The sequence below is a fragment of the Borreliella spielmanii genome, from assembly GCF_014201705.1.
GTDB classification, from domain to species: Bacteria; Spirochaetota; Spirochaetia; order Borreliales; family Borreliaceae; genus Borreliella; species Borreliella spielmanii.
In genome coordinates this window covers 163,214-188,606 of record NZ_JACHFA010000002.1, presented here as the reverse complement: position 1 = coordinate 188,606, position 25,393 = coordinate 163,214, and the positions used below count along the sequence as shown (strand labels likewise).

18 protein-coding genes and 1 tRNA gene are annotated in these 25,393 nt (G+C 27.7%); 11 read left to right on the top strand and 8 right to left on the bottom strand.

Going from position 1 to position 25,393, the window contains the following annotated elements; all coding sequences use genetic code 11:
- Nucleotides 1–224: 224 nt before the first annotated feature.
- The gene (locus tag HNR35_RS03045) at nucleotides 225–1,814 is read left to right on the top strand and encodes a glycerol-3-phosphate dehydrogenase/oxidase (protein WP_183223853.1); all 1,590 of its coding nucleotides are present in this window, start codon (nucleotides 225–227) and stop codon (nucleotides 1,812–1,814) included.
- Nucleotides 1,815–1,900: 86 nt separating this feature from the next.
- Here the strand turns inward: HNR35_RS03045 and HNR35_RS03040 are convergent, their stop codons facing one another.
- The 3 genes from HNR35_RS03040 to HNR35_RS03030 are packed head-to-tail and all read right to left on the bottom strand — an operon-like array spanning nucleotide 1,901 to nucleotide 3,962.
- Nucleotides 1,901–2,395, bottom strand: coding sequence for a DUF327 family protein (locus tag HNR35_RS03040; RefSeq protein ID WP_006433514.1), 495 nt, complete (start codon nucleotides 2,393–2,395; stop codon nucleotides 1,901–1,903).
- Nucleotides 2,382–2,936 carry a bactofilin family protein gene (locus HNR35_RS03035; protein ID WP_183223851.1) on the bottom strand — a complete coding sequence of 185 codons (555 nt, stop codon included), beginning with the start codon at nucleotides 2,934–2,936 and terminating at the stop codon, nucleotides 2,382–2,384. Before HNR35_RS03035 ends, HNR35_RS03040 begins: the two co-directional genes overlap by 14 nt.
- Nucleotides 2,937–3,962: a M23 family metallopeptidase gene (locus tag HNR35_RS03030; RefSeq protein WP_006433504.1), complete on the bottom strand. Its 1,026-nt coding sequence runs from the start codon at nucleotides 3,960–3,962 to the stop codon at nucleotides 2,937–2,939.
- A 179-nt stretch (nucleotides 3,963–4,141) separates the two neighbouring features.
- Between HNR35_RS03030 and rdgB the strand changes: the two genes are divergently transcribed.
- From rdgB to HNR35_RS02995, 7 genes are all read left to right on the top strand, one after another.
- Nucleotides 4,142–4,747 (top strand): RdgB/HAM1 family non-canonical purine NTP pyrophosphatase, encoded by a 606-nt coding sequence (gene rdgB, locus HNR35_RS03025; protein WP_183223849.1) that lies wholly within the window; start codon nucleotides 4,142–4,144, stop codon nucleotides 4,745–4,747.
- Between the two features lie 119 nt (nucleotides 4,748–4,866).
- Entirely contained in the window at nucleotides 4,867–6,639 is a 1,773-nt protein-coding gene (gene pepF / locus HNR35_RS03020; RefSeq protein WP_183223847.1) for an oligoendopeptidase F, read from the top strand.
- Nucleotides 6,640–6,652: 13 nt separating this feature from the next.
- Complete coding sequence (pcsA, locus tag HNR35_RS03015) at nucleotides 6,653–7,357, top strand: phosphatidylcholine synthase (protein WP_183223845.1); 705 nt, start codon at nucleotides 6,653–6,655, stop codon at nucleotides 7,355–7,357.
- A complete protein-coding gene (locus HNR35_RS03010) occupies nucleotides 7,354–7,968 on the top strand; it encodes a DedA family protein (protein ID WP_183223843.1) in 615 nt (204 codons plus the stop codon). Before pcsA ends, HNR35_RS03010 begins: the two co-directional genes overlap by 4 nt.
- A 20-nt stretch (nucleotides 7,969–7,988) precedes the next feature.
- Nucleotides 7,989–8,072 (top strand) — tRNA-Leu (locus HNR35_RS03005).
- 88 nt (nucleotides 8,073–8,160) lie between these two features.
- Complete coding sequence (gene leuS, locus HNR35_RS03000; protein WP_183223841.1) at nucleotides 8,161–10,683, top strand: leucine--tRNA ligase; 2,523 nt, start codon at nucleotides 8,161–8,163, stop codon at nucleotides 10,681–10,683.
- Nucleotides 10,684–10,697: 14 nt separating this feature from the next.
- The gene (locus HNR35_RS02995) at nucleotides 10,698–13,001 is read left to right on the top strand and encodes an efflux RND transporter permease subunit (protein WP_183223839.1); all 2,304 of its coding nucleotides are present in this window, start codon (nucleotides 10,698–10,700) and stop codon (nucleotides 12,999–13,001) included.
- Here HNR35_RS02995 and lon read toward each other — a convergent pair.
- On the bottom strand, nucleotides 12,990–15,410 hold the full coding sequence (lon, locus tag HNR35_RS02990; protein ID WP_006433559.1) for an endopeptidase La: 2,421 nt from the start codon (nucleotides 15,408–15,410) through the stop codon (nucleotides 12,990–12,992). The two genes, HNR35_RS02995 and lon, sit on opposite strands and share 12 nt — an antisense overlap.
- 276 nt (nucleotides 15,411–15,686) lie before the next feature.
- Here lon and recJ point away from each other — a divergent pair, with 276 nt between their 5' ends.
- The 3 genes from recJ to rpsU are packed head-to-tail and all read left to right on the top strand — an operon-like array spanning nucleotide 15,687 to nucleotide 18,974.
- On the top strand, nucleotides 15,687–17,813 hold the full coding sequence (recJ, locus tag HNR35_RS02985; RefSeq protein ID WP_183223837.1) for a single-stranded-DNA-specific exonuclease RecJ: 2,127 nt from the start codon (nucleotides 15,687–15,689) through the stop codon (nucleotides 17,811–17,813).
- Complete coding sequence (locus HNR35_RS02980; RefSeq protein WP_006433562.1) at nucleotides 17,806–18,750, top strand: M23 family metallopeptidase; 945 nt, start codon at nucleotides 17,806–17,808, stop codon at nucleotides 18,748–18,750. Before recJ ends, HNR35_RS02980 begins: the two co-directional genes overlap by 8 nt.
- 14 nt (nucleotides 18,751–18,764) lie before the next feature.
- Nucleotides 18,765–18,974: a 30S ribosomal protein S21 gene (rpsU, locus tag HNR35_RS02975; protein ID WP_002656880.1), complete on the top strand. Its 210-nt coding sequence runs from the start codon at nucleotides 18,765–18,767 to the stop codon at nucleotides 18,972–18,974.
- A gap of 35 nt (nucleotides 18,975–19,009) precedes the next feature.
- Here rpsU and HNR35_RS02970 read toward each other — a convergent pair whose 3' ends face one another.
- The 4 genes from HNR35_RS02970 to HNR35_RS02955 are packed head-to-tail and all read right to left on the bottom strand — an operon-like array spanning nucleotide 19,010 to nucleotide 25,353.
- On the bottom strand, nucleotides 19,010–21,361 hold the full coding sequence (locus HNR35_RS02970; protein ID WP_183223835.1) for a DNA translocase FtsK: 2,352 nt from the start codon (nucleotides 21,359–21,361) through the stop codon (nucleotides 19,010–19,012).
- Nucleotides 21,358–22,158, bottom strand: a complete 801-nt coding sequence (locus HNR35_RS02965) for an undecaprenyl-diphosphate phosphatase (protein WP_183223833.1) — start codon at nucleotides 22,156–22,158, stop codon at nucleotides 21,358–21,360. Before HNR35_RS02965 ends, HNR35_RS02970 begins: the two co-directional genes overlap by 4 nt.
- Before the next feature lie 14 nt (nucleotides 22,159–22,172).
- Nucleotides 22,173–24,326 (bottom strand): flagellar assembly lytic transglycosylase, encoded by a 2,154-nt coding sequence (locus tag HNR35_RS02960; RefSeq protein ID WP_183224144.1) that lies wholly within the window; start codon nucleotides 24,324–24,326, stop codon nucleotides 22,173–22,175.
- Entirely contained in the window at nucleotides 24,319–25,353 is a 1,035-nt protein-coding gene (locus tag HNR35_RS02955) for a hypothetical protein (protein WP_183223831.1), read from the bottom strand. Before HNR35_RS02955 ends, HNR35_RS02960 begins: the two co-directional genes overlap by 8 nt.
- Nucleotides 25,354–25,393: the final 40 nt, after the last annotated feature.

Below are 25,393 nucleotides of genomic sequence, written 5' to 3'. Positions count from 1 at the left end.
ACTATTTACACCTTATAAAAAGGTAAAATTCATTGGAGAAATATAAAAAATGATTAATAATATATTAAATCGAAAAAAAAATCACAAAAGATTGAAAATTTTATCATTGCAATTAGTTTATAGTGCTATTCAATAAAATTAAAACAAACGATCTTTGCGAACAAATGATCTTTGCTAATTTCTCAAACTTAGAATTTAATTAAAAAGAAGAGAAATTAACCAAAATGGAGGAATATTTAAATTTCATGAATAATAACAAAGAAACAAAATTAAAAGATCTTGAAAATCAAGAATTTGATCTTATAATAATTGGGGGAGGCGCAACAGGTCTTGGTATCGCAGTAGACGCAATCACAAGGGGATATAAGACAATACTTATAGAAAAATTTGATTACGCAAAAGGCACTTCCTCTAGATCAAGTAAATTAATTCATGGCGGAGTGAGATATTTAGCTCAATGGAATATTTCTTTAGTTAAAGAAGCTTTACATGAAAAAGCCATTCTTGAAAAGAATGCGCCTCATTTAATTAACGAATGTGCATTGATTACTCCTATTTATAATATTTTAGAAGTACCTTATTATTATTTTGGATTAAGCTATTACCACAATCTTATGGGTAAAGAAAAATCTAGTAAATACAAAACTAAATTACTATCCAAAACAGCTACCATTGAAAAAGCTCCTAATATTAAAAGAGAGGGCCTTAAATGTTCTGTTCTATATTACGATGATTCATTCGATGATGCTAGAATGGCAATAACATTATTGAGGACTTTTACCGAAAAAGGAGGTATTGCTCTTAACTACACAGAGCTTAAAAAATTCAACAAGGAAAATGAAAAACTTTCAGGAGTTATCATACAAAATAAATTATCAAAAGAACAAATTTCATTAAAAAGTAAATGTATAATAAACGCCACAGGAATATTTTCAGATGAAATAAGAAGATTAGATGATGAAAAAGCTTTAAACATTATTAAACCTTCCCAAGGTAGCCATTTAATAATCAAAAAAGACAAATTTCCCAAAAATCATGCAATATTAATGCCTAAAACCAGTGATAATAGGATTTTATTTGCTATTCCTTGGCATGATAGCGTTGTTTGCGGAAGCACCGATATTCCAATTAAAGAAATAGAAGAAGAACCTAAAAGATTTGATGAAGAGATTGACTTTATAATAAATAATTTAAACAACTATTTAAATATTAAAATAGAAAAATCGGATGTAAAAAGCGTATATACTGGAATAAGGCCATTAGTAATGGATCCAAAAGCTGGGGGCAATACTTCAAAAATTTCAAGAAATGAAAAAATATTTATATCAGATTCAAATCTTATTACAATAGCTGGGGGTAAATATACTACATATAGAAAAATGGCGGAAAAAACCTTACTCAAGGCAATAGAAAAAAATTTAATACCAAATTATCCATCAACTACAGAAGATTTAAAGTTACACGGTTATCTTAAAAAAGAAGAGGCAATAAAAATTCCTGAACCTTTTAGAACTTATGGTAGTGACTTTGAAATTTTAAAAAATATGGAGGGGTTTAATAAAAAGATACACGAAAATTTGGATTTAAATGAAGCTCAAATAGCTTTTGCAATTGAATTTGAGCAAGCTAAAACTATTGACGATGTTTTAGCAAGAAGAACAAGATCATTGCCTTTAAATCCTCAAGCCGCAATTGAAGCTGCTCCAAGAGTTGCTGAAATAATGATGAAAAAATTAAATAAATCTGAAGAGTGGAAAAATGAACAAATAAAAAACTTTTTAGAAATAAGTAAAAAATATTTAATTAAGAATTAATTTAATATTTACTATTCAATAAAGGGATTGTTTAACAATCCCTTTTAATTTGAAATTTGAAACATTTTAAAAGCCTCAAGCTTAATTTACATTAGCAAATCCACAAGTAAACCCTGAATCTCTTCAATACTATCTAAAAGTTTAATCTGAGTCATTTGATTTTGTAAAACAGAATAGGCAAGTTTATCCAGCTTGTCATTAATAATCTTAATAATTCTATACTTGGGTCGCTTGAGATCTCCCAAACTCCCCCCTTTTTGTTCTTTCAAACAAACAGAAGATGATATTATAATGGATATAAACTCTGAAATAACTTTTTTGTAAAAAATCACATTTTGTCTGGAAGGCTCACTCAAAAGTCTTTCGCCAATCTCGTTAATTCCATCTAACATATTTTTAATCAAATCAAGATTAAATTCACCATTTTCAAGCAACACAAACCGCTTATCTTCTTTAACGCTTTCAGTCTGAAACACCGAAGAAAAAACATTACTCTTGTCAAAAAATACTTTTTTACCACCTTTTTTATAATCTTTTGAATCAAGATTTAATGCCCCAGCAATCAAATTATTTACTTTCATCTATTTTACTCATAACACTTGAAAAATATTTATCATCTTCACCTTCTAAGGGTTGAAAAGATTTTTTTTCTTCTCGATACTCCTTATTAATTTCAATTAAAAGATCTTCATTAACCTTATAAGAACCAGTATAAAAAAATGCATTTCTCTCAGGAGCTCTAAGATGATCAGCACCGATATCCATATACCCATCAATAATAGCGCCCTCTTCAACTTCAATCGACCTGCAAGAAATATTTCCAATAACACACCCTGATGCAAATATTTTAATCTTGCTTTTCGCATAAATATTGCCTACAACCATTCCAGAAATAACAAGTTCATTAGCATCAATACTAGATTTAACTCTCCCGCTTTCTCCAATAATTACTCTTTTTGTAGAACTAATAGTGCCTATAAAATCGCCATCAAGTCGAATAAAATTATTTGAAACCAGATCCCCTTTAAAAAAATCACCAACACCCACTATTGTTTTTATTTCATCAAAAATAAACAAAGGCGATGCTTTTTTTTCTTTTTTCACAGTCAAAAAATTTAACATCTATTTTGAAGCTCCTGTAGCCAAATTTAAATACATATCAGGATTAATAACTTGAGAACCTACACGAACCTCATAATGCACATGCGGACCTGTTGCATAACCTGTCTGTCCCATAAATCCAATTACCTGTCCCTTTTTAACATAAGACCCTTTAGAAGTATTAAGACGCGACATATGTGCATAAAGAGTCGCAAGCCCATACTTGTGCTTAATTTGAACAAAATTGCCATAGCCTGCTGATTGATAACTTGCTCTAACAACCTCTCCATCAGCAGTTGCAACAATAGGAGTTCCAATTCTAACCCCCCCAAGATCTATACCTTTATGGATATACCACTGCCTAGTAAAAGGCTCAATAGCAGGACCAAAATGCAAAGTAATAATTCCAGATCCACCCGCAAGAGGCCAAAGAGACGGAATATCATTTAAAAGCTTATCTTGAGCATGCAAGACCTTAACTATGCTTTTAAGAGGGGGAATTGAACTTTCTATTTTACTTTTAATATTTTTAAGATCACTAAGCTCTTTTATTGAATTAGCCTCTAAAATTTGCAAATCAATAAAATCAGAAAGATCCCCATCTTGTTTATTTTTATTTAAATCAATACTATTAGAATTAATTTTCAAAGAAGTTTTAAGCTCATCTAGAATTTTTGAAAAATTTTTTGCAACAGAATTAATTTCTACAACTGTATTTCTAAAATCCTCAATCTCAGACTCTGCTAAAGAGTAATTTTTCTCTGTAGATTTTACAATTGATGAGAGAGTAACATAATTAACAGCAAGCAAAACAAACCCTATAAAGCCGCCTAAAAAAAAAGTAGAAAAGAAAAATAAAGTCAAAAAAGAAATTTTAATATTTTTTACATTCCCTTTAACATGAGGAATAATCATAAAACTAACATTTTGTTTAAAAAAAGAATGTATGGCTTTAAGGGCGACAAATAAAGAATTACAAATAACTAAAAAACCCTTGAAAATTCCCCTAAAACCTGAAATAATCTTAAATTTAATTCTTTTTTTCATAACAAACCTTACTAAAAATTACAATGCCCAAACAAAAAAATTAAAAATTTATTTTAACACTTTAGACAAAAATTCAAATTTTTCGATAAAAACCTGATGCAAAAACACTCAACAAACACACACAATTAAAGCTAATATAATTATATAATTAAACTCACAAATACTTTATTATTATATAAATGAAAACACTATTTTTTGCAACAACAAACGAAAATAAAATAAATGAAGTAAAAAATATATTAGATATACCTAATTTAAACTTAATAGTCCCTCAAAATTTTAACATCAAAGAAACAGGAAAAACATTTAAAGAAAACTCTTTACTTAAAGCAAAAGCACTGTTTGAAATTTTAAAAAAAAATCAAAATGTTTTTGGAGAAGATTCTGGGCTGTGTATTGAAGCACTAAACTTAGAACCTGGAATTTACTCTAAAAGATATGACACTTACAAGCTATGTAAAAAATTAAGCACTAATGAAAAAAATCAACTTATTTTAGACTTAATGAAAAATGAAAAAAATAGACAAGCATATTTTATATGCAACATAAGTTATATATCAAAAAATAGACAAATATCAAATTTTGAAGGAATTATTAAGGGAAAAATTGCCTTAAGTTTAAATGGTGGTAAAAACCATGGATTTGGTTATGATTCAATATTTTTAACTAAAAATAATAAAAAGCTTAGTGATCTAACGCTTGAAGAAAAAAACAAAATATCCCACCGAGGAATAGCATTTTTAAAGTTTAAAAAATTTTTATTAGAATCTCTATTCAACAGTTAAACTTATAGGCTTTTTATATATAAAGTTTAGACTTTATTGTAAAATAATAAGCACAATGTTTATAAAATTTCAATGTATTATTTCTTTCCAAATAATAAAAAAAGAAAGAGGAGAATTTAGTGATAAATAGAAACGAAATCAATGAGAATGATAAATGGGATTTATCTTTTCTATTTGCGAATGAAGAAGAATATACAAAAGCAATCAATGCTATTGAAATTAAAACCAAAGAATTTAAAAAATATGAAAAATTGGAATTAAATTTTGATTTATTTAAAGAAACTGTAAACAAATACTATGAAATTATGGAAGATTTAGAAAAAGTATCTTACTATGCAATGCTTCAATTAGAAACAGATGTAACCAATAAGGACTCAAATAAATTATATTCTACATGTATTAATCTAACTACAAAAGTATCTAATGCCACCTCATTCTTCATGCCCAAAATACTAAAAACAAATGCAAAAAAAATTCAAGCTTGGATAAATGCACCCGAGCTTAAGGAAAAAAAAATTGCAATTGAAAAAATACTAAGAGAAAAAAACCATATTCTAAACGAACAAGAAGAAGAAATACTTGCTAACTACACCCCTCTTTACTCATCTTATCAAAACATATTCTCAGCATTAACAAATGCTGATATGAAATTCGGAGAAATTAATGGACATCCTTTAACCAATTCTACCTATACACTATTTTTACAAAACGAAGATCAAAAAATACGAAAAGAAGCTTTTTTAAAATTTTACCAAAAATACAAAAACAATGAAAATACGCTTGCTAATCTTATTATTTCAGACTTTAAGAAAAGTCACTTCATTGCAAAAACAAGAAAGTTCCAAAATACTTTTTCAATGCAACTCTTTTCAAATAATATTGACAAAAAAGTTTATACAAATTTAATCGAAACTGTCAATGAAAATTTATCTTCACTTAATGATTATTATGAATTTAGAAAAAAAATTTTAAACCAAGAATATCTATATCACTATGATGTTTACGTCCCATTAACAAAAGGAATAACATTTAAAAATTCGTTTGAAGAAGCTTGTGAAAAAATATTAAAATCTTTAGAGATATTGGGACATGAGTATACAGAAATCTTAAGAAACGGTCTTTTAAAAGAAAGATGGGTTGATAAATACGAAAATACTGGAAAAAGATCGGGGGCTTTTAGCGCTGGATCATACAATGGAAAACCTTATATACTTATTAATTACAAAGATGAATCAATAAGAGATATGTTTACTCTTGCACACGAAGCAGGACATTCAATGCACTCTTACTTCAGCATAAAAAACAACCCATTCCCACATTATAATTATTCCATTTTTGAAGCAGAAATAGCATCAATAATCAACGAACAAATATTAGCAGAATATTTACTTAAAAACGAAACCGATGCTAAAAAAATTAAATATATAAAACTCACACAAATTGACGACATGATTTCAATATTCTTCCGACAAACAATGTTTGCTGAATTTGAGTACATTATTCATGAAATGATTAGTAAAGAAGAACCTATAGTAAAAGAAACACTAATAGAAACTTATATGAATTTGCTAAAAAAATACTTTGGGCCTAGTCTAAAATTTGATGAATTAAGTCCCCTTGAATGCCTTAGGATTCCCCACTTTTATTCACCCTTTTATGTGTATCAGTATGCCACAGGCATTGCAGCTGCTCTATCAATATACAAAGACATTAGAGAAAATAAAAAAAATGCAGTAGAAAATTATATAAAATTTTTAAAAACAGGGGGTTCTAAATATCCATTAGATTCCTTAAATATTACCGGAGTTGATTTAACAAAAAAATCAACAATAGAAAATACTATTAACATTTTCAAATGTAGACTTGAAGAGATAAAGAAAATATTCCAATAAAAGGAGATTTACTGTGAAAAATATCAATTTAATTTTAGCTTGGCTTGTACATATTTTTACAGCATCTGGCCTGATTGTAGGACTTTACTCAATAATTTCAATTGTAAATGGTGATTATTCTCTTCTTTTAAAGTTAACAGTAATAGGACTTATAATAGATGGAATTGACGGAACTATAGCAAGAAAGCTTAGAGTAAAAGAATTAATACCTGAAATTGATGGCGCTCTACTTGATAACATTACAGATTACACAAACTATACATTCATACCCGTTATATTTTTTTATTTAGGAGAATTCATTGAAGAAAAATATAAAGTCGCCATTTGCATTGGAATTTTACTCTCATCAGCATACCAATTCTCAAGAACAGATGCAAAAACACCTGACAATTACTTTAGGGGATTTCCTTCTCTGTGGAATCTCTTTGTAATACTAAACATAATCTTTAAAATAGAGCAAATAACAAATTTTATTATGATGTCAATATGTATTATTACAAGCTTTATTCCAATAAAATTTATTTATCCATCAAAAACTAAAGAATTAAGAAAAATTACCATACCATTAACAATAATAAGTTGCCTAATATTTGTTGTATCAATATTCTCAGAATTATCTACAGCAGCATTAAAAATAGCAAAAACTGTTCTCATCTTTTACTTTGCATATTTAACTTTAGCAAGCATATATTTAACCTACAAAACAAGACATAGATGACAACAATGTATATAAACACAATAATAGAATCCATTGATTCAAACATAGCTTATTCCCCAATAGTATTTTTTTCTTTGCTAATTTTAGCAGGACTTAATGTCCCTATTTCCGAAGATGCAATAGTGCTAATGGGTGGAATTTTAGCTAGTCGAAAAAATGAATATACTCTATTAATTTTTTTAGGAATTTTTTGGGGGGCTTACCTTGGGGACATAATATCTTTTTACATTGGAAAATTAATGGGAAATAAATTTTTTAAAAATAAAAAAGACAATAACCTGCTTGACAAAATAAATTACTATTATGGTCAATACGGAGTATTAACTTTATTTATAGGAAGGTTTATCCCCTTTGGAGTTAGAAACGCAATATTTATATCAGCGGGAATGGGAAACATGAAATCCAATCTATTTATTGTTTCTGACTTTTTTGCAACTTTACTCTCAATAATAGTTTATTTTACTCTAAGTTTTAAACTAGGACAATCATTTGAAATAATATTTTCAAAAATAAAAATAATTATCTTTACAATATTTATTACTATAATAACAGCAACATTAATAATCTGCGTAATTAAAAAAAATAAAAAAGTTGACAAAAATTTAAAATAAAAAATATAATACTTAGTAATGCTGTGGTGGTGAAAGTGGTAGACACGCTAGCTTGAGGGGCTAGTGGGCGCAAGCCCGTGCTGGTTCAAGTCCAGTTCACAGCATCAAAATTGTTACTAAATTAAAATTAATAATAGTGTAATCTAAAAGGATGTTAAAGAATAACTTATAAATTAATTTTCAAGGGGACAAATGTCTAAATACGAATTCATAAAAATTGAAAAAAAATGGCAAGAATTTTGGGATAATAACAAAACATACAAAGTAAAAGAAGATCCAAGCATTCCTAAAGAAAAAAGATTATACATACTTGACATGTTTCCCTATCCTTCTGCCAACGGACTTCATGTTGGCCATCCAGAAGGATATACAGCTACTGACATATTTGCAAGATACAAGATTTTAAATGGATTTCATGTACTTCATCCAATAGGATTTGATAGTTTTGGACTTCCTGCTGAAAATTATGCAATACAAACAGGGACTCACCCTCAAAAAAGTACAGAAGAAAATATTAATAAGTTTAAAAAACAAATAAAAGCTTTGGGATTTGCCTATGATTGGGATCGAGAAATTAGAACACATGACGAGAATTACTATAAATGGACACAGTGGATTTTCTTGCAATTATATAAAAAAGGTCTAGCTTATGCAAAAGAAATGCCCGTATGGTACTGTCCCGAGCTTGGAACAGTATTAGCAAATGAAGAGATTATTCAAACTCCAAACGGGCCAAAATCTGAGAGGGGATTTCACAACGTTGAAAAAAAATATTTAAGGCAATGGGTTTTAAAAATTACAAAGTATGCTGAAAGATTGTTAAACGACCTTGAAGAATTAGAATGGCCCGAATCTGTAAAAGAAATGCAACGAAATTGGATTGGCAAATCAACAGGTATTGAAATTGACTTTGAAATTGAAGGCTACAATGATAAAATCAAAGTTTTTACAACAAGGCCAGACACAATCTTTGGTATCACATATTTAGTAATTGCACCAGAAAATAAACTAGTAGAAAAAATAACAAAAAATAACTTTAAAAAAAATGTCTTGAAATATGTAAAGCAAGAAGAACTCAAAAGCGATCTTAAAAGGACTTCTCTTGAAAAAGATAAATCGGGGGTTTTCACAGGATCTTACGCGTTTCATCCAATAACAAACGAAAAAATTCCAATTTGGGTTGGAAGCTATGTACTAGGAACTTATGGCAGTGGAGCTGTAATGGGTGTTCCAGCACATGATGAGAGGGACTTTCAATTTGCTAAAAAATATGAATTAAAAATTCTACCTGTGATATCGAAATCGGGGAAAAATGAAATATTAGAAAAAGCATTTATTAATGATGGAATTTCAATAAATTCTCCTAATGAATTTAATAATCTTAAAAATTCTGAAGTAAAAGATAAAGTAATAAAATGGCTTACTAAAAACAAAAAAGGGAAAGAAACGGTTACCTATAAGCTTAGAGATTGGGTTTTTTCAAGACAAAGATATTGGGGAGAACCTATACCCATTTTATTTGATAAACTTGGAAATACAATACCTTTAGAAAAAAATGATCTTCCCTTAAAGCTTCCAGAAACTGCAAACTATAAACCTTCTCTAACAGGAGAATCTCCTTTATCAAGGATTAAAGATTGGGTAAACGTAAAAAATACAGGTTTTACAAGAGAAACAAACACAATGCCGCAATGGGCAGGTTCTTGTTGGTATTATTTAAGATACCTTGACCCCAAAAACTCAAAAGAATTTGCAAACAAAAAAAAAATTGAATATTGGATGCCAGTTGACCTATACATAGGTGGAGCTGAGCATACCGTATTACACCTACTTTACTCAAGATTTTGGCACAAGGTTCTTTATGATTTAGGGTATGTAAATACCAAAGAACCTTTCAAAAAACTAATAAATCAAGGCATAATAACAGCATTTTCTTATCAAAAAGAAAATGGAATTTTAATACCCAATGACCAAGTTGTAGAAAAAGACAATAAATTTTTTGACAAAAAAGATGGTAAAGAAGTAACCCAAGTAACTGCCAAAATGTCAAAATCTTTAAAAAACGTAATAAACCCAGACGACATTATTAAGGAATTTGGAGCAGACTCAATAAGAATTTATGAAATGTTTATGGGACCACTAACAGATTCTAAACCTTGGAACACCAAAGGTATTATTGGTGTTTTTCGATTTTTAAATAAAATTTGGAGCTTAAGAGAAAAAGAACTATCAAAAGACAATCCTCCAAAGGAAATAATATCTAAACTGCATAAAGTAATAAAAAAAGTCACAGAAGATACAGAAAAACTAAATTTCAACACAGCAATCTCTGCTATGATGATATTTATAAATGAACTTTTAAAGTATGAAAAAAACTATTTGAGTATATTTAAACCATTTATCATTATTTTATCCCCGTATGCACCCCATTTAGCAGAAGAACTCTGGGAATATATTGAAGAAACCCCTAGTTTATTCAAAAATTCAAAATGGCCAAAATTCGATGAAAACCTTATTATTAAAGAGACAAAAGAAATTGTCTTGCAAATAAATGGAAAAATAAAAGACAAAATTTTACTAAACAAAGAGATAAATGAAGAAGAGCTAAAAGAATTAGCAATGGAAAATAGCAAAATAAAATCAAACTTATTCAATAAAAAAATAGTAAAAATAATTGTAATTAAAAACAAGCTTGTCAATATAGTGATAAAGTAAAAAAGAGGCGTAATATGGACTTTGAAAGTCTAACCATTAGATATAAAGGAATTATATTCACAATATTTATATTAATTACTATTTTTTTAGGATTTTTTTTAAAAAATCTTAAATTTGATGCTAATATCTTAAAACTTATTCCCAAGACTAAAGAAACTGAAAGCTTAATAGACATTGACAAAAGCAATTCACTCTTATCTACAATAGTAATATTTCAAGATAAAAAAAATATTTTCAATAAAAAAAATTTTGAAATAATAAACAGTGTAATCAATGAAATAACTCAAATTTTAAAAGTATCTCCAAATGCCGTTACAAGCATATTTTCTTATTTTCCACAATTTAAAAAAGAAAACTACACAGATAAAGACATAGAAGAAATAAAAAATAAAATAAAATCAACTCCATTCGTAAAAAACACATTCTTGGGCAACTCAGAAAATTTCATATACTTTATAATAATTCCATCAGAGAGTGACAAAATCAACTTTAGTAGAAATTTAAAAACTGAACTTGATGAGATGGAAAAAACAATTAAAAAATATGAAACAGACAATCTAAAGTTATATCTTACAGGGGATTTAATAGTAAGAGAAAAAATCTTAAACTACATGGTTGAAGACTTCAAGATCTTAGGACCTCTTGCTACTTTTGTTGTAATAATTTCACTCTATCTTATTATAAAAAATCTACTCGGCGCATTAATTCCCATTTTTATTGCATTATTATCATTAACTTGGACTTTTGGAATTAAAGGACTTGTACAATCCCCCATTACAGTACCAGAAACTTCAATGATTGTTTTACTTATTTCAATCGGATGCGCTAATGCTGTACACATAATAAATGGAATATTTAAATTAATAAAAAAAGAACAACTCTCAAAAGAATCAATAAAAACAACAATTAAAAAACTTAAAAAACCCATCCTACTAACATCTCTTACAACTGCATTTGGATTCTTATCTCTTACAACCTCTTCAATTAATGCTTACAAAACAATGGGTATTTTTATGGCAATTGGAGTAATTATCTCAATGATAATTTCATTAACCGTTTTACCTGGAATAATAACATTAATCCCATTTGCAAAAAAAAAGTCTCTTGAAAAACAAAAAGAAAATAAAGCATATAAAATATTTTTCCTTGAAAAACTTGCCAATCTAAATACACAAATAACAAAGTCTATCCTAAAAAGAAAATATACATCTTCTATAATAGTAGGCATTATACTGGCAATTTCTATTGCAGGTCTTTTAAGAATTGAAATCAATTTTGATGAAAAAGATTACTTTAAAGAAAACACAAGTGTAAAAAAAACATTAAACCTAATGCAAAAGGAAATGGGAGGAATATCAATTTTCAAAATAGAAATTGAAGGGGCCCCCGGAGAATTTAAAAATGCTAAAGCGATGCAAATCTTGGATTTAATTACAAATAAGCTTGATGCATTTTCTGCAAAAACTCAATCAAGCTCTATTAATGGGATTTTAAAATTTACAAATTTTAAAATTAAAAAAGAATCACCGCTAGAGTATAAACTGCCTGAAAACAAAACTATACTAAACAAACTAATAAATTTGATCGATAAAAGCGATTGGGCTAAAGACAATAAAAAAATGTATATTAATGATGATTGGTCATTAATATCTATTATAGTAAGAATTGAAGATAACTCAACCGAAGGAATAAAAAAATTTGAAAAATATGCTATTAAAACAATTACTGAACATATGAAAAATAATAAATATCATTTCTCGGGGGTATATGATAAGGTTTTAATAGCTAAAACAATGGTAAAAGAGCAGATTGTAAACATTATAACAACTCTTGGATCAATAACGTTATTACTTATGTTTTTCTTTAAATCTATAAAAACCGGAATAATTATTGCAATCCCAGTGGCATGGTCAGTATTTTTAAACTTTGCTGTAATGAGATTATTTGGAATAACCTTAAACCCTGCAACAGCAACAATTGCGTCTGTAAGTATGGGAGTTGGAGTAGATTATTCAATTCATTTTTTCAATACGTTTGTTTTAAAATACCGAAAAAGTCAAATCTACAAAAAGGCACTTCTTGAATCAATACCGAGTGTATTTAATGGAATATTCGCAAATTCCATTTCTGTTGGAATAGGGTTTTTAACCTTAACATTTTCAACCTATAAAATAATATCAACTCTTGGAGCAATAATTGCTTTTACAATGCTAACGACATCTCTTGCATCGCTAACTCTTCTTCCATTATTAATTCATTTATTTAAACCTAGCGTCAAACTAACCTCAAATAACAATTTTAAAAAATCAAAACAATAATTTAATGACCTCAAGCATATTATCTACAAGATAAAAATTAATGCCGCTTTTAATGTTAATAGGAATCTCTTCTAAATCAACTTTATTTGCCCTAGGAACAATAATATGCTCCACCCCACTACGCTTTGCTGCAATTATTTTTTCTCTAAGACCCCCTATCATCATTACATTCCCAGTAAGAGAAAGCTCCCCTGTCATAGCCAAATGGGGCCTAACAACCTTATTAAGAGCAAGGGAGATAAAAGCACTAGCTATTGTAATTCCTGCAGAAGGTCCATCTTTTGGGGTAGCTCCTTCTGGAATATGCAAATGAATAATATTTTTTTCAAAAAAGGATTTGTTAATGTTTAAATCCTCTTTAATGCTATTAACATAAGTATAGGCAATATTAGCAGATTCCTTCATAACATCTCCAAGTCTGCCTGTTAATTTAATTCCACCTACCTTGGACTCAGTCTTTACTGTTTCAATCATTAAAGTTGAACCTCCATAATTTGTCCAAGCAAGGCCCATTACCATCCCCGAATACATAGCATTAAGCATACTTTCTTTTCTAAAAACAGGTACACCAACATATTCTTCTAGATTGTCATTAGAAATTTGATAAGATTTAACCTCGGTATTTTCAATAAGCTTTCTAGCAACCTTTCGCACAATTTTGTTTAAATATTTTTCAAAATTTCTCACTCCATTATCTCTTGCATACTCTTGAGCAATTTGAACAAGAGCTGAACTTTGAAATTTTAAAGAATCTTTATCAACTCCATTTTCACTTAAAACTTTAGGGATTAAATACTTTCTTGCAATCTCTATTTTTTCATTATCAACATATCCAGAAACTTCAATAACCTCCATTCTATTTAACAAAGGTCTTGGTATTGTTTCAACAGAATTAGCAGTTAGAATAAAAAATATATTTGAAATATCAAAAGGAAGGTCAAGATAATGATCTCTAAATTTAACATTCTGTTCGGGATCTAAAACTTCAAGAAGAACTGAAAAAGGATCCCCATAATTTGAAGCAGAAATTTTATCCACCTCATCAATTAAAAAAACAGGAGAATTTGTCTTAGTAATTCTTAAGCCTTGAATAATTTTGCCAGGCAAAGCACCAACATAAGTTCTTCTGTGCCCCTTAAGCTCTGCTTCATCACGCATTCCACCAACAGAAAATCTAAAAAACTTGGTGCGCAAAACTTTTGCAATAGCCGCCCCAATAGAAGTTTTTCCCACACCAGGAGGTCCCACCAAAAGAATAATAGCTCCCTTTTGGGTCTTTCTTAATTTAAGAACAGAAATATATTCAATAATTCTATTCTTAACTTCCGTCATCCCATAATGAGTTTTATCTAAAATTTTTTTAGATTTTTGCAAATCTAATTTATCAAAATTAATTTTCAAATCTCGCCAAGGAAGCTCAGTAACAAGTTCAAGATAATTTCTAATAACAATATATTCAGCCGAGCTTGTCTCAAGAAGTGAAAATTTTTCCAACTCTTTTTCAACTACCTCCAAAGACTCTCCTTTTAACTCTAAAGCCTTTAGCTTAGTTTTAAGCTTTTCTAAATCACTATTTTTTTTATCACCTATGCCAAGTTCAGCTTTAATAGCTTTAAGCTGTTCTTTTAAAAAAAACTCTTTTTGTTGTTTTTCTAATCTCTCTTGAATGCCTTTAGCAATTTTATTTTGAATTTCAATTAAATTAAGCTCCTCATAAATTAGCTCTAAAACTTTTTTTAGCCTATCTTTTACATTTAAAGTTTCAAGAACTATTTGATGATCATTTTTTGAAGATGAAATAGTGCTGGCCACAATATCACATAATTTTCCCCTATCTTCAATATTAACCATATTTAATTGAACTTCCGGCATTTTTCTATGTGAAAATATCTCTTTAGTCCTAAGCAAAATACTACTGTAAACTGCCTTTGATTGAATATCATCTTTTCTAACTGGAATTTGCTTTAAATAGTCAATCTCAATTATGGGAAACTTGTCATTAAGAACAACTTTAATAAATTTAATCCTATCAAAAGTTGAAACGAATATATTATAACCACCATCTGGAAGATTAATTTTTTTTATTATCTTACCAGTAACTCCAACAGAATAAATATCTTTACTATAATCAATAACTAATTTCTGTTGGGCATTATTATTATTTTTTTCTAAAAATTTATCATTCAAAACAAACAAAGCAATGATTCCATTACCTTTCATAGCATAATCGATTGCTTTCATATCAGAGTCAGAGATTATAACAATTGGAATAAACATCCCTGGGAAAACTGGATGAGAAGGAACCGCTATTAAAGGTACTCTTGCGGGTTTATTAGAATGAGGCAAAATTCCAGCTACAGTTTTTTCCTTCTTTTTATCTACCAACCTAGCTTTTTTAAATTCATCCATAAAATTTGAAATCTCCTAAGCTAATTATAACAAAACAAATATTTTATGAAAATTCATTTAATAATATTTTCTTTTATTATAAAATAATAAAATGAGAATTTTCACAGTTAAAATTATGGCCATAGATTTATATTCTGGTAAAAATTATAATCCGCTAAAGCTATACCATTTAATAATAAGCACAATGACTACTGCTTAAAATTAATTAATCTATGGTGAAGTTGATAAAGAAGAGTCCTTGAAAAATCGATTAAAAAATAAATTTTAGAGAAATAGATGAAAATTTGGAAACAAAAAGAACTTAACATACAAGCCCATGAATTAAATCGCATTGTTAAGCAATACAATATCAATCCTTTTGAAGCAACTTTACTTTTAAAAAGAGAAATCAAAGAAGAAGATTTTATGTTTTTCCTTGAAGACAGCGTAAATTTACTACACAATCCATTTTTATTAAAAAATATAAATAAATTTATAAACAGAATTAATAAAGCAATCAAAGAAAATGAAAACATATTAATCTTTGGAGATAAAGATGCTGATGGAATCACAGCAACAATAATAATGTATGAAACTCTTAAAGATTTCGGACTTAATGTGAGTTATAAAATACCTTCAAATGGGGAATTTTATGGGCTTTCAACCGAATTAATCAACATGGCTTTAGAAAAAAAAATCTCTTTAATAATAACTGTTGATAATGGCATCTCTAGTATTGAAGAAATAAATTATGCAAATTCAAAAGGAATAGAAATAATAATCACAGACCACCATCTTCCAGGCGAAGATTTTAAAACTGAAAGCATAGTTATAAATCCTCATCTAAAAGATGACAAATATCCATTCAAAGAAATAGCAGGATGTTGTGTAAGTTTTAAAACCTGTCTTGCTCTTAGCATGTCCTTTACAGATCTTTATTCTAAAAACCTTGTATTTTTATTTTTAGAAAAAACAAAAAATGAAATTATTCTTCATGCAATAGAAATAAACAACTATGTTTTAGAACAATATCTAAGATTATATTATAAGAATGACCCTTTAACTAACTTAAACAAACTAGAAAAATTTGTACAAAACAAATATATAATAATCTTTAACAAAGAAGATCAAAACCAATTATTAAATAAACACTTCGCAAGAAACATAAATATAAACACAATTGATATTAGTGAAAATTTTACAAAAAAATATCCAAATTTCAGAAAAAAAACATTAAAAGACTTAATCCAAGCAACTAAATATTTTAAATATAAAGAAGTTGAGATTAAAGACAAACTTTACTACATATTTTACAACATAATTTTTGAAACTAACAAAAATTTGCTCCAAAAATGTCTAAAAAGACTTAATTTTGTTGCAATAGGAACAATAGCAGACAATATGCCCATTATTAATGAAAACAGAATAATTCTAAAAGTAGGACTTAAAGAAATTGCATTAAGAGAAAGAATGTCTATAAATTACCTGTTAAAAGATGCGGGTATATTAACAAAACCAAATATAACTTCAATAGATATCGCATATAAAATTGCACCAATACTAAACTCAACAGGAAGACTTGAAAAAGCAAATATTGCAATAAATTTTTTACTAACTAGTGATATTAATCAAATAGAAAATAAATTTAAAGAAATAAAAGAAATCAACGAACTGAGAAAATATAAAGAAGAAAAAGCTTGGAATTCGCATAATAAAAATACTATTTTTAAAAACGATAAATTTATAGTTTGCTACGATAAAAATACCCCAAAAGGAATAAGTTCTAGAATTGCAACTAGACTTTCTGTTTACTACCAAAAAGTTGCCATTTTTTTAACAAAACAAGGTAATATTATTAAAGGATCAATTAGATCAAACAATAAAATTAATTCAAAAACACTAATATCGATAGTACCTTCTCATTTAGTAATAAATTCGGGAGGACATAAAGCTGCTGCTGGATTTACACTGCATGAAAATTTACTCGAAGACTTTATTAAAGAATTAGAATATGCAACTACAAAAGTTGAATATGAAACCACTAATGAAAACGAATCAATATTAATAGATGCTATTATTCCAAAAGATTTAACAAAAGATTCTCTTTTTAAAACAATAGAAATATTTGAACCTTATGGTTACGAATTTAAAGAGCTAGTATTAATGATGGAAAATGTTTTCCTTCAAGAACTCAAAATAATTGACAAAAATCATAGCTCAAAACACATAAATATGCGCATTAAATCACAAAACGATTATTATAAAGCTATTTTTTTTAACGGAACAAAAAAAATAGAAGAATTAAATATAAAAGAAGATCAATATTTAGACATCATTTTTACAGTTAATGAAGATTTTTACTGCCCAAGAGAAAAAATTTTGAAAATTATAGACATAAAAAAGAGCGCTCAAACCAATGTATAAAATACAAAAAACCTTACTTATATTATGTATTCTAGGAATAGAAAATATAAATTCAGAAATAACAAATACTATTCCTAAAGTCCAATATAAAAAAGAGGCATTTCAAGGAGATTACATATACTTTGCAAGTAATGATAACTTTAAAAAGTTATCACTTTTAAGTATAAATAAAAATCCAATCATAAGTTCCTCTCCATTCAAATTTACAGTAGGAAATAAAAATTACTACATAGCATTTATAGGAATTACACCAATGATAAAAGAGGGAAAAAGGAAAATTCAAATAGAATTCAAAAATAAAAGCTATATCAAGGAAATAGAAATAAAAAAATTTAACTTCAAAAGAACAAAAATCAGTTTTAATAAAGAAAAAGCTAAACTTATTACCCAAAAAAAATCAATAAAACAAAAAGAACAAGCTTTGGTTTTATGGAACATTATTGGTAATATTGGAGACACAACAATATACCACTACGATGCTTTAGTTAAACCAATAAAAGATCAATACACAGTAACAAGCCAATACGGAGATTTAAGGCTTTACATGCAAGGTGCCAAAAAAATTTCAAATTATACAATGCACAATGGAATTGATTATGCACCATTTAAAAGAGAAAATACCCCGATTTTTGCTGCTGGCAAGGGAAAAGTTGTATTTGCAAAAAACAGAGAGCTAACAGGCAATACCCTTATAATACAACATTTACCGGGTATATTTACAATTTACCTTCACCTCTCAAAATTAGGAACAAGTGAAAATAAAGTAGTTAGTGCCGGCGAATATATTGGACACACTGGAAACACAGGCCTCTCAACGGGTCCTCATTTACACTTCGAAGTAAGAATTAATGGTATAGCAATAAACCCAGATTTCCTTTTAAATGGCATGCTTATTGACAAAAATAAAATAATAAATAATATTAAAAGAATAGAGTAAAAGGAGGTGATTTTTTGGTAACAGTCACTGTGGATAAAAATGAAAATCTTGAAAAAGCATTAAAACGTTTTAAAAGAATGATTGAAAAAGAAGCAATTATTCGCGAATGGAAAAGAAGAGAATACTATGAGAAGCCATCCACAATCCGCGTGAAAAAGGAAAAAGCTTTTAAACGAAAACAAGCAAAAAAAGTAAGAAAACTAAAACAAAAAACTAATAGATAGATATCAAGAGATGTTCAAATGGATGTCTCTTTATTTTAAATTAATACCTCTCTTGGTTTTGATCCATTAACAGGGCCTACATACCCCATATCTTCCATAATTTCAATAATTCGAGCTGCTCTATTGTATCCTATCTTTAACCTTCTTTGCAGATAAGATGCTGATGCTTTTCTTGTAGCTTTAACAATCTCAAGAGCCTCATCAAACATTGGCTCATCAGAAGGCCCAAGAGCAACTAAATCTGGCTCTTTTACATTATCAATAAATATTTCATCATCAATATAATTTGGAAAACCAAATTTTTTAACCTCTTCAACAAGTCTATAAACTTCTCTTTCCTTTAAAAATCCACCCTGAATTCTTTGCGGGAAAGGATTTAAAGAGCTAATATAAAGCATATCCCCTTTTCCCAAAAGCTTTTCAGCACCAGAAGATCCAAGAATTATTCTTGAATCCATAGAGCTAGCAACCATAAAAGAAATCCTTGAGGGGAAATTGGCTTTTATTACTCCTGTAATAACATCAACCGAAGGTCTTTGGGTTGCAAGAACCAAATGAATTCCCACAGCTCTAGCCATTGCAGCAAGTCTAGAAATTAGATTTTCCAAATCTTTTCTTGCAGAAAGAATAAGATCTGCAAATTCATCAATAATTATTACAAGATATGGCAAGATTACTAGATTTAAATTCTCATCCTTTATTTTTTTATTATAAGAAGAAATATCTCTTACCAATAAATTATCAAGAAGCACATACCTTCTCTCCATTTCATCAAGGCACCATCTAAGAGCTTCTAAAGCTCTCTTTACATCCGTAATAACTGGAGTTAATAAATGGGGAATATCATTAAAAAGTTTAAGCTCAACTATTTTGGGATCTATCATAATTAATTTCACTTCATCTGGAGATTTTGAAAAAATAATTGAAGCAATTAAAGAATTCACACAAACAGACTTACCCGCCCCAGTTGCACCAGCTATTAATAAATGTGGAGAATTAACAAGGTCAAAAACAATATTTTCGCCACTAATCTCCTTTCCAAGAGCAAAAGGAATTCTAAAATCACCTCTGAATTCCTTGCTATCTATTATCTCTGAAATTAAAATAAACTCCCGTCTTTTATTAGGAATTTCAATTCCTACAGCTTCTCTACCAGGAATTGGAGCAATAATTCTAACCCTAATAGCTGCAAGTCTTAAAGCAATATTATCAGAAATAGAAGTAATCTTAGAAAGCTTAATTCCCTTATCCGGACGAACAGCATACATAGTCACAACAGGTCCTTTAATAATATCAATTAATTTAGCATTAATATTAAACTCTTTTAATGTCTCCTGAAGAATAATTGATTGCTTTTGAATTTCTTTCTCATATTCAATATCCTCTACATCATTTTTAACCTCTTTCTGGTCAAAAACTAAAATATCAATACAATAAGAATCACTTTTTTTATTCAAAACTACATTCTCGTTATAAACATTAGAAATAGTAGCTTGACTCATTATGCCTTTAGTTCTTATCTCACCAGCCTTAACCTTTCCACTAATAATTAATTTATTATCTTCAAGATTGTCCAAATATTTATAATCACAAGATTCATTAACTTCGTCTGTATTTAAAGCATTATCATTTGAAGTCTCCTTATTTAAGGAGACTTCTTCTCTAGAACATGAGTCTTCAAAAACAGTTTTGGCTAAATTAACATTGGAAGGTTTTTTATTGTTTCTTAAAAAAGCACTAAATGACCATAAAGCTTGATATTCCTCATCATTAATGATATTTTTTTTCTCATCAAAAACTTGAGAATCTTCTAAATTCTCTACAAAATCTCCATAAACTTTAATATCTTTTTTTACATCTAATGAATTTGAAAAGGGAAAATAACTTATTATATTTTCAAATAAAATTTTAATCTTAAACGCTAAAAATTTAAAAACATCTAAAATAAAATTAACATCTTTGAAAAAGACATAATTTAAGTAAATCCAAACAACAAATTCTAAAATTAAAAGAATAAAAATAAAAAAATTCCCCAATATTATACCAAAATTAATAACAAATACATTAATAAGATAAGATTTTTCAACATTAGAATTAATTTTTATTAAAAATAACAAAGTAAAAAATAATATTACAGTATAATTCCAATTAAATATAAATCGTTTAGTAAATAAATGTTTTTTATAAGCGTACCAATTAACAATTGGATAAATTATTAAATAAAATGACAAGAATGAAAAAACATTAAGCAGTATTTGTCCTAATAAATTGAAAACAAAAAATATAAATATATTACTCAAAGGGGTCAATGCTACAAAAAGAGAAAAAGAAATAACTGAAAGCATAAAAAAAAACAAAAATTGAAAATATTGATAAAAATCTTTCATATTCTAAAAAAATAACAAACTGTAATTGAAAGTGCAAATAAATATATTGAAAAATAATATAGTTTTTTGTTATTAAGCATTTTAAAAAATAAATTTATTGAGAAAATACCAACAACAAAAGCAATCAATGCTCCTAAATTTATTTCAAAAAAATTTAAAACCATAAAAATATCATAAAATTCTTTATGTTTTAATAAAATTGCTCCAAAAACTATTGGGATTAAAGACAAAAATGAAATTTCAAATGCACTTTTTCTATTAAATCCAAGAACCGTTGCAGAAAAAATTGTAACTCCCGAACGAGAGATCCCAGGAAGCGCACCTAAACCTTGCATCAACCCTATAAAAATTCCTACTAACAAAACATTACCTTTAAAATCAATTTTAAAAAAATTAAATTCTAGCATCAATATTAAAACCCCTGTTATAATAAAATTAATTAAAATAAAAGGTAATGTAAATATTCTCTCGTATTTTGAAATAAAAGTTCCAACAAACCCTGTCACAATAGTTATTATTAATATTAGCAATATTAATTTTAAATTTGTTAAATCAGATTTAACAGTTTTTCTTAAAGAAAACCTAATAAAAGTCGAAAAAAGTTCTAAAATCCTTTGACGATAGTAAATAATAATCACTAAAACTGTTGCAAAGTGCAAATAAATATCAAATATTATTGGAAGCTTTAAATGTACAAAATGCCTAAAAAGTAATAAATGTCCCGAACTAGATATTGGTAAAAACTCTGTAATACCTTGAATAATACCCAAAATAATTGCATTTAAAATATTTGCCATTAAATACTCCAATACTAATTTTTGGGAAATTCGCCCATAATTCTAACTATTACCGAATCTATTCCCTTCTTTTCATACAAAGCATCATAAAATACCGAATAAACTAATATTTTTTTAATATAATTTCTAGTCTGACTAAAAGGAATTGCCTCAATAAAAAGCTCTTTTGATAAATGTCCATAATTTTTTTCCCATTTTCTAACATTGCCAATACCCCCATTGTAAGATGCAAGAGCCTTATAAAGGCTACCGGTTGTAGATATTCTTTTTTTTAAATAATATGTCCCAATTATTATATTGTCTTTTGGAATCTTTAAATCATAATCAAAATACTTAAGTTCTTTAGAAATATCATTTGCTGTTGAAGGCATAACTTGCATAAGACCAACAGCACCGGGTTTTGAAACAGCATTTTTCTCAAAGCTACTCTCGGCTTTTATTAAAGAAAATACAATACTGCTTTCAAGCCCACGTCTTTTAGCCCAATATTCTACCAAAGTTCCATACAAATAAGGATAAAGCCTTTTATAGTCATCCTCCATTAAAGCAGATTCATCTTGATTTACAAGATAATTAATAACAAGAGTTGCATCGTAATAATTTTCACTCCTTAAAAGTTCATCGTATACTTTTCGATAAAAATCGAGTGAAAATCTATACCCATTCCTAAAATCTTCAGAAATAAACCCTCTAACATAGCTACACAGATTAAATTTTAAAAACCCCTCCAAAAAAATCTCATAATCAGATTGTTCATATTTAACATCAAGCTCACGTGTAAAAAATTCATCAATATTTTGATCTAATAAGTACCTGCTCATAAATGAAGAATAAGACCATTTATCATAAATAACAGCAGAATTCAAAAGACTCTTATATTCTCCGCCTACATTAGACTTAATTAATTTATGATATATAAGCCTTGCATTAATAAAGGCAAGCTTAGACAAAATAGAATTAGAAATAACTTTTTGAGCATTAGAATAAAGCTTGTAAAGATTATCATAGTCTTCAAGCTGAATTGATTCTAAAATATACTCTTCTAAAATCTTAATAAAAGTAGAACTTTTTTTATCGCTCTCGGTATAAAACTTGGCTACGCTTTCGGCAAAATAATCTCTTGCACTTTTAGTAAAAATTAAATTACTAAAAGCCGTATTAAGCAAATCTAACCTGTTAATCTCATTATTAAGATTTAAACCCTCAAGATATTCTTTTAAAAGAAGAAGACCTAAATTATTTTTTAACCTAAGATTTAGAATACCTAAATAATAATTCTTATATTTGCTACTTATTTTACTAAAAAATCTTAAAGCATTTGAAATTTTGCCAGAATTAATAAAAGCCTTATAAACATCGCTTAATACAATATTATTGTCATAATAGTCATTTAAACCATTTTTATTCAATATATTTATTGCACTATTAAAATTACCATTCGCCAATTCATACTTAAATCTAACAAGATTTAAAAAATTTGCACCAAAGTACTTAGACTTATTTTCAATAATAAAATAATCATAAGCTCTTACATGTAAATAATTTGCAGGTAAATTCTCAAAAAGTTCATTAAAATAAATTTTTGACTCACTTACATTAGAAAGATTAAGATGAAGAGCTGCTTTTAACAAAATATTTTCATTTTCCTGATAATCAGAAAATTTCATCTTATCAAGTTTATTTAAAAGACTAAACGCCTTATCGTTTTTCTTTTGCCAATAAAGACTTTTAAAGTATCCGAGAATAATAAATTTATTATTCTCGTATTTTTTATAAAGCCTCTCCCCAATCAATTCAGACTCAGAATACGCTTTTACTGAGTTAAAATATTCAATAAGTTTAATCCCAGCAAACTGAGATGAAATATTATCCCCATTAGCTATAGCCTTTTTCATATATTCTACAAATTTCTCTTCAAATCCTATTTTTTTAAACAAATAAGCAACATATATATAAGAACTTGGATCTATATTAAAATGCTTATCAAAATTTTTTTTTGAATAATCAAAATTCCATAACCAATTCAAATTATTTAAATCAAACTCTCTTGAATGCACCTTAATAAAATCACTACCTGAAATTTCTTTTCTTACAAAGCAAGAAAATAAACTTAAAAAGAAAAAAAGAAAAAGAAAATTTTGCAATACATAAAAACTTCTATTAAACATACTGATCTTTTTCATATATCTCAGTTCTCTTTTTACCACATTCAAAGCAATGTGAGACAAAATCTCTAGGCTTTAAAATTTTTGAAAAAACTAAAAACAAAGAAAAAAATATCAAAAGAAAAAGAGAAATAAGACTCAAATAAAGCATAGGAGAATGAACTACCCCCTCACTTGAATTTAATTTAAAATTATTTCTCACCGCATCATTCTCAAAATCTTCTCTAAGATCTAGTTCAACATCTTCATCTAAAGTATCTATTAAATCCTTGTCAATATCTGCAATAATGTCTTCAACGCTTAAATCATGCAAATCTTCTTGTTCTAAAGAAGATTCTTCTAATTTTTTAAGCTCAAAATTACTAAGATTTAAAGACTCCTCATTAATATGATCAATTTTCTTAGTTTCTAAATTAAGCTCTTTAGAGTCAACATAACTATAGTCATTATCATCAAAATCTTCAAACTCTGAATCATTTGGCTCAATTTTTTGATTTTCTTCGATTTTTTGATCTTCTTCTTTTTCTTCGATTTTTAAAGAATTAATAATAGGAGGCATACTTAAATCAGAAAGATCTTCTTTGATAAAATCATCTTTTTCTTCGAAATTTATATCAAATTCAGAACTTAGATTTTCAACAGACAAATCATTGCCAATGCCACTTTTAAAATCATTTAAAAGACTGCTATTATTAGGTTCTTTAAAAGTTTGATTAAAATCTACAAGACTTAAATCAAACTTCACTTTATCTTTAATCCCGTCAGATTCACTATAAACATAAAGTATTTCATCCATAACCTTAAAATAAACATTGACACTTAAACTTTCCTTTTTTAAATTATCTAAGAAAAAAGAACCAACTAAAAAAGAATCTGAAAAATCTTCATATTCACTAACATAAAAATTCAACCTAATACTAGTATCACCTGCAACCTTACCCAAGATTATTCTCTTAACAGAGCTATCATCTAAATTTAAAACCGAATAATACTCATTATTAGATAATTTTATCGCTAAAAAACCTTTCAAAAATTACAACCTCTTTGCTTTATTTTATTGAAACCAAATT

Coding starts and splice junctions, on each gene's coding strand:
- HNR35_RS02960 (WP_183224144.1), bottom strand. CDS start 24,326: ATGTTTAATAGAAGTTTTTATGTATTGCAAAATTTTCTTTTTCTTTTT.
- HNR35_RS03045 (WP_183223853.1), top strand. CDS start 225: ATGGAGGAATATTTAAATTTCATGAATAATAACAAAGAAACAAAATTA.
- recJ (WP_183223837.1), top strand. CDS start 15,687: ATGAAAATTTGGAAACAAAAAGAACTTAACATACAAGCCCATGAATTA.
- HNR35_RS02995 (WP_183223839.1), top strand. CDS start 10,698: ATGGACTTTGAAAGTCTAACCATTAGATATAAAGGAATTATATTCACA.
- leuS (WP_183223841.1), top strand. CDS start 8,161: ATGTCTAAATACGAATTCATAAAAATTGAAAAAAAATGGCAAGAATTT.
- lon (WP_006433559.1), bottom strand. CDS start 15,410: ATGGATGAATTTAAAAAAGCTAGGTTGGTAGATAAAAAGAAGGAAAAA.
- HNR35_RS03010 (WP_183223843.1), top strand. CDS start 7,354: ATGACAACAATGTATATAAACACAATAATAGAATCCATTGATTCAAAC.
- HNR35_RS02965 (WP_183223833.1), bottom strand. CDS start 22,158: ATGGCAAATATTTTAAATGCAATTATTTTGGGTATTATTCAAGGTATT.
- rdgB (WP_183223849.1), top strand. CDS start 4,142: ATGAAAACACTATTTTTTGCAACAACAAACGAAAATAAAATAAATGAA.
- HNR35_RS02970 (WP_183223835.1), bottom strand. CDS start 21,361: ATGAAAGATTTTTATCAATATTTTCAATTTTTGTTTTTTTTTATGCTT.
- HNR35_RS03035 (WP_183223851.1), bottom strand. CDS start 2,936: ATGTTAAATTTTTTGACTGTGAAAAAAGAAAAAAAAGCATCGCCTTTG.
- HNR35_RS03030 (WP_006433504.1), bottom strand. CDS start 3,962: ATGAAAAAAAGAATTAAATTTAAGATTATTTCAGGTTTTAGGGGAATT.
- HNR35_RS02980 (WP_006433562.1), top strand. CDS start 17,806: ATGTATAAAATACAAAAAACCTTACTTATATTATGTATTCTAGGAATA.
- HNR35_RS03040 (WP_006433514.1), bottom strand. CDS start 2,395: ATGAAAGTAAATAATTTGATTGCTGGGGCATTAAATCTTGATTCAAAA.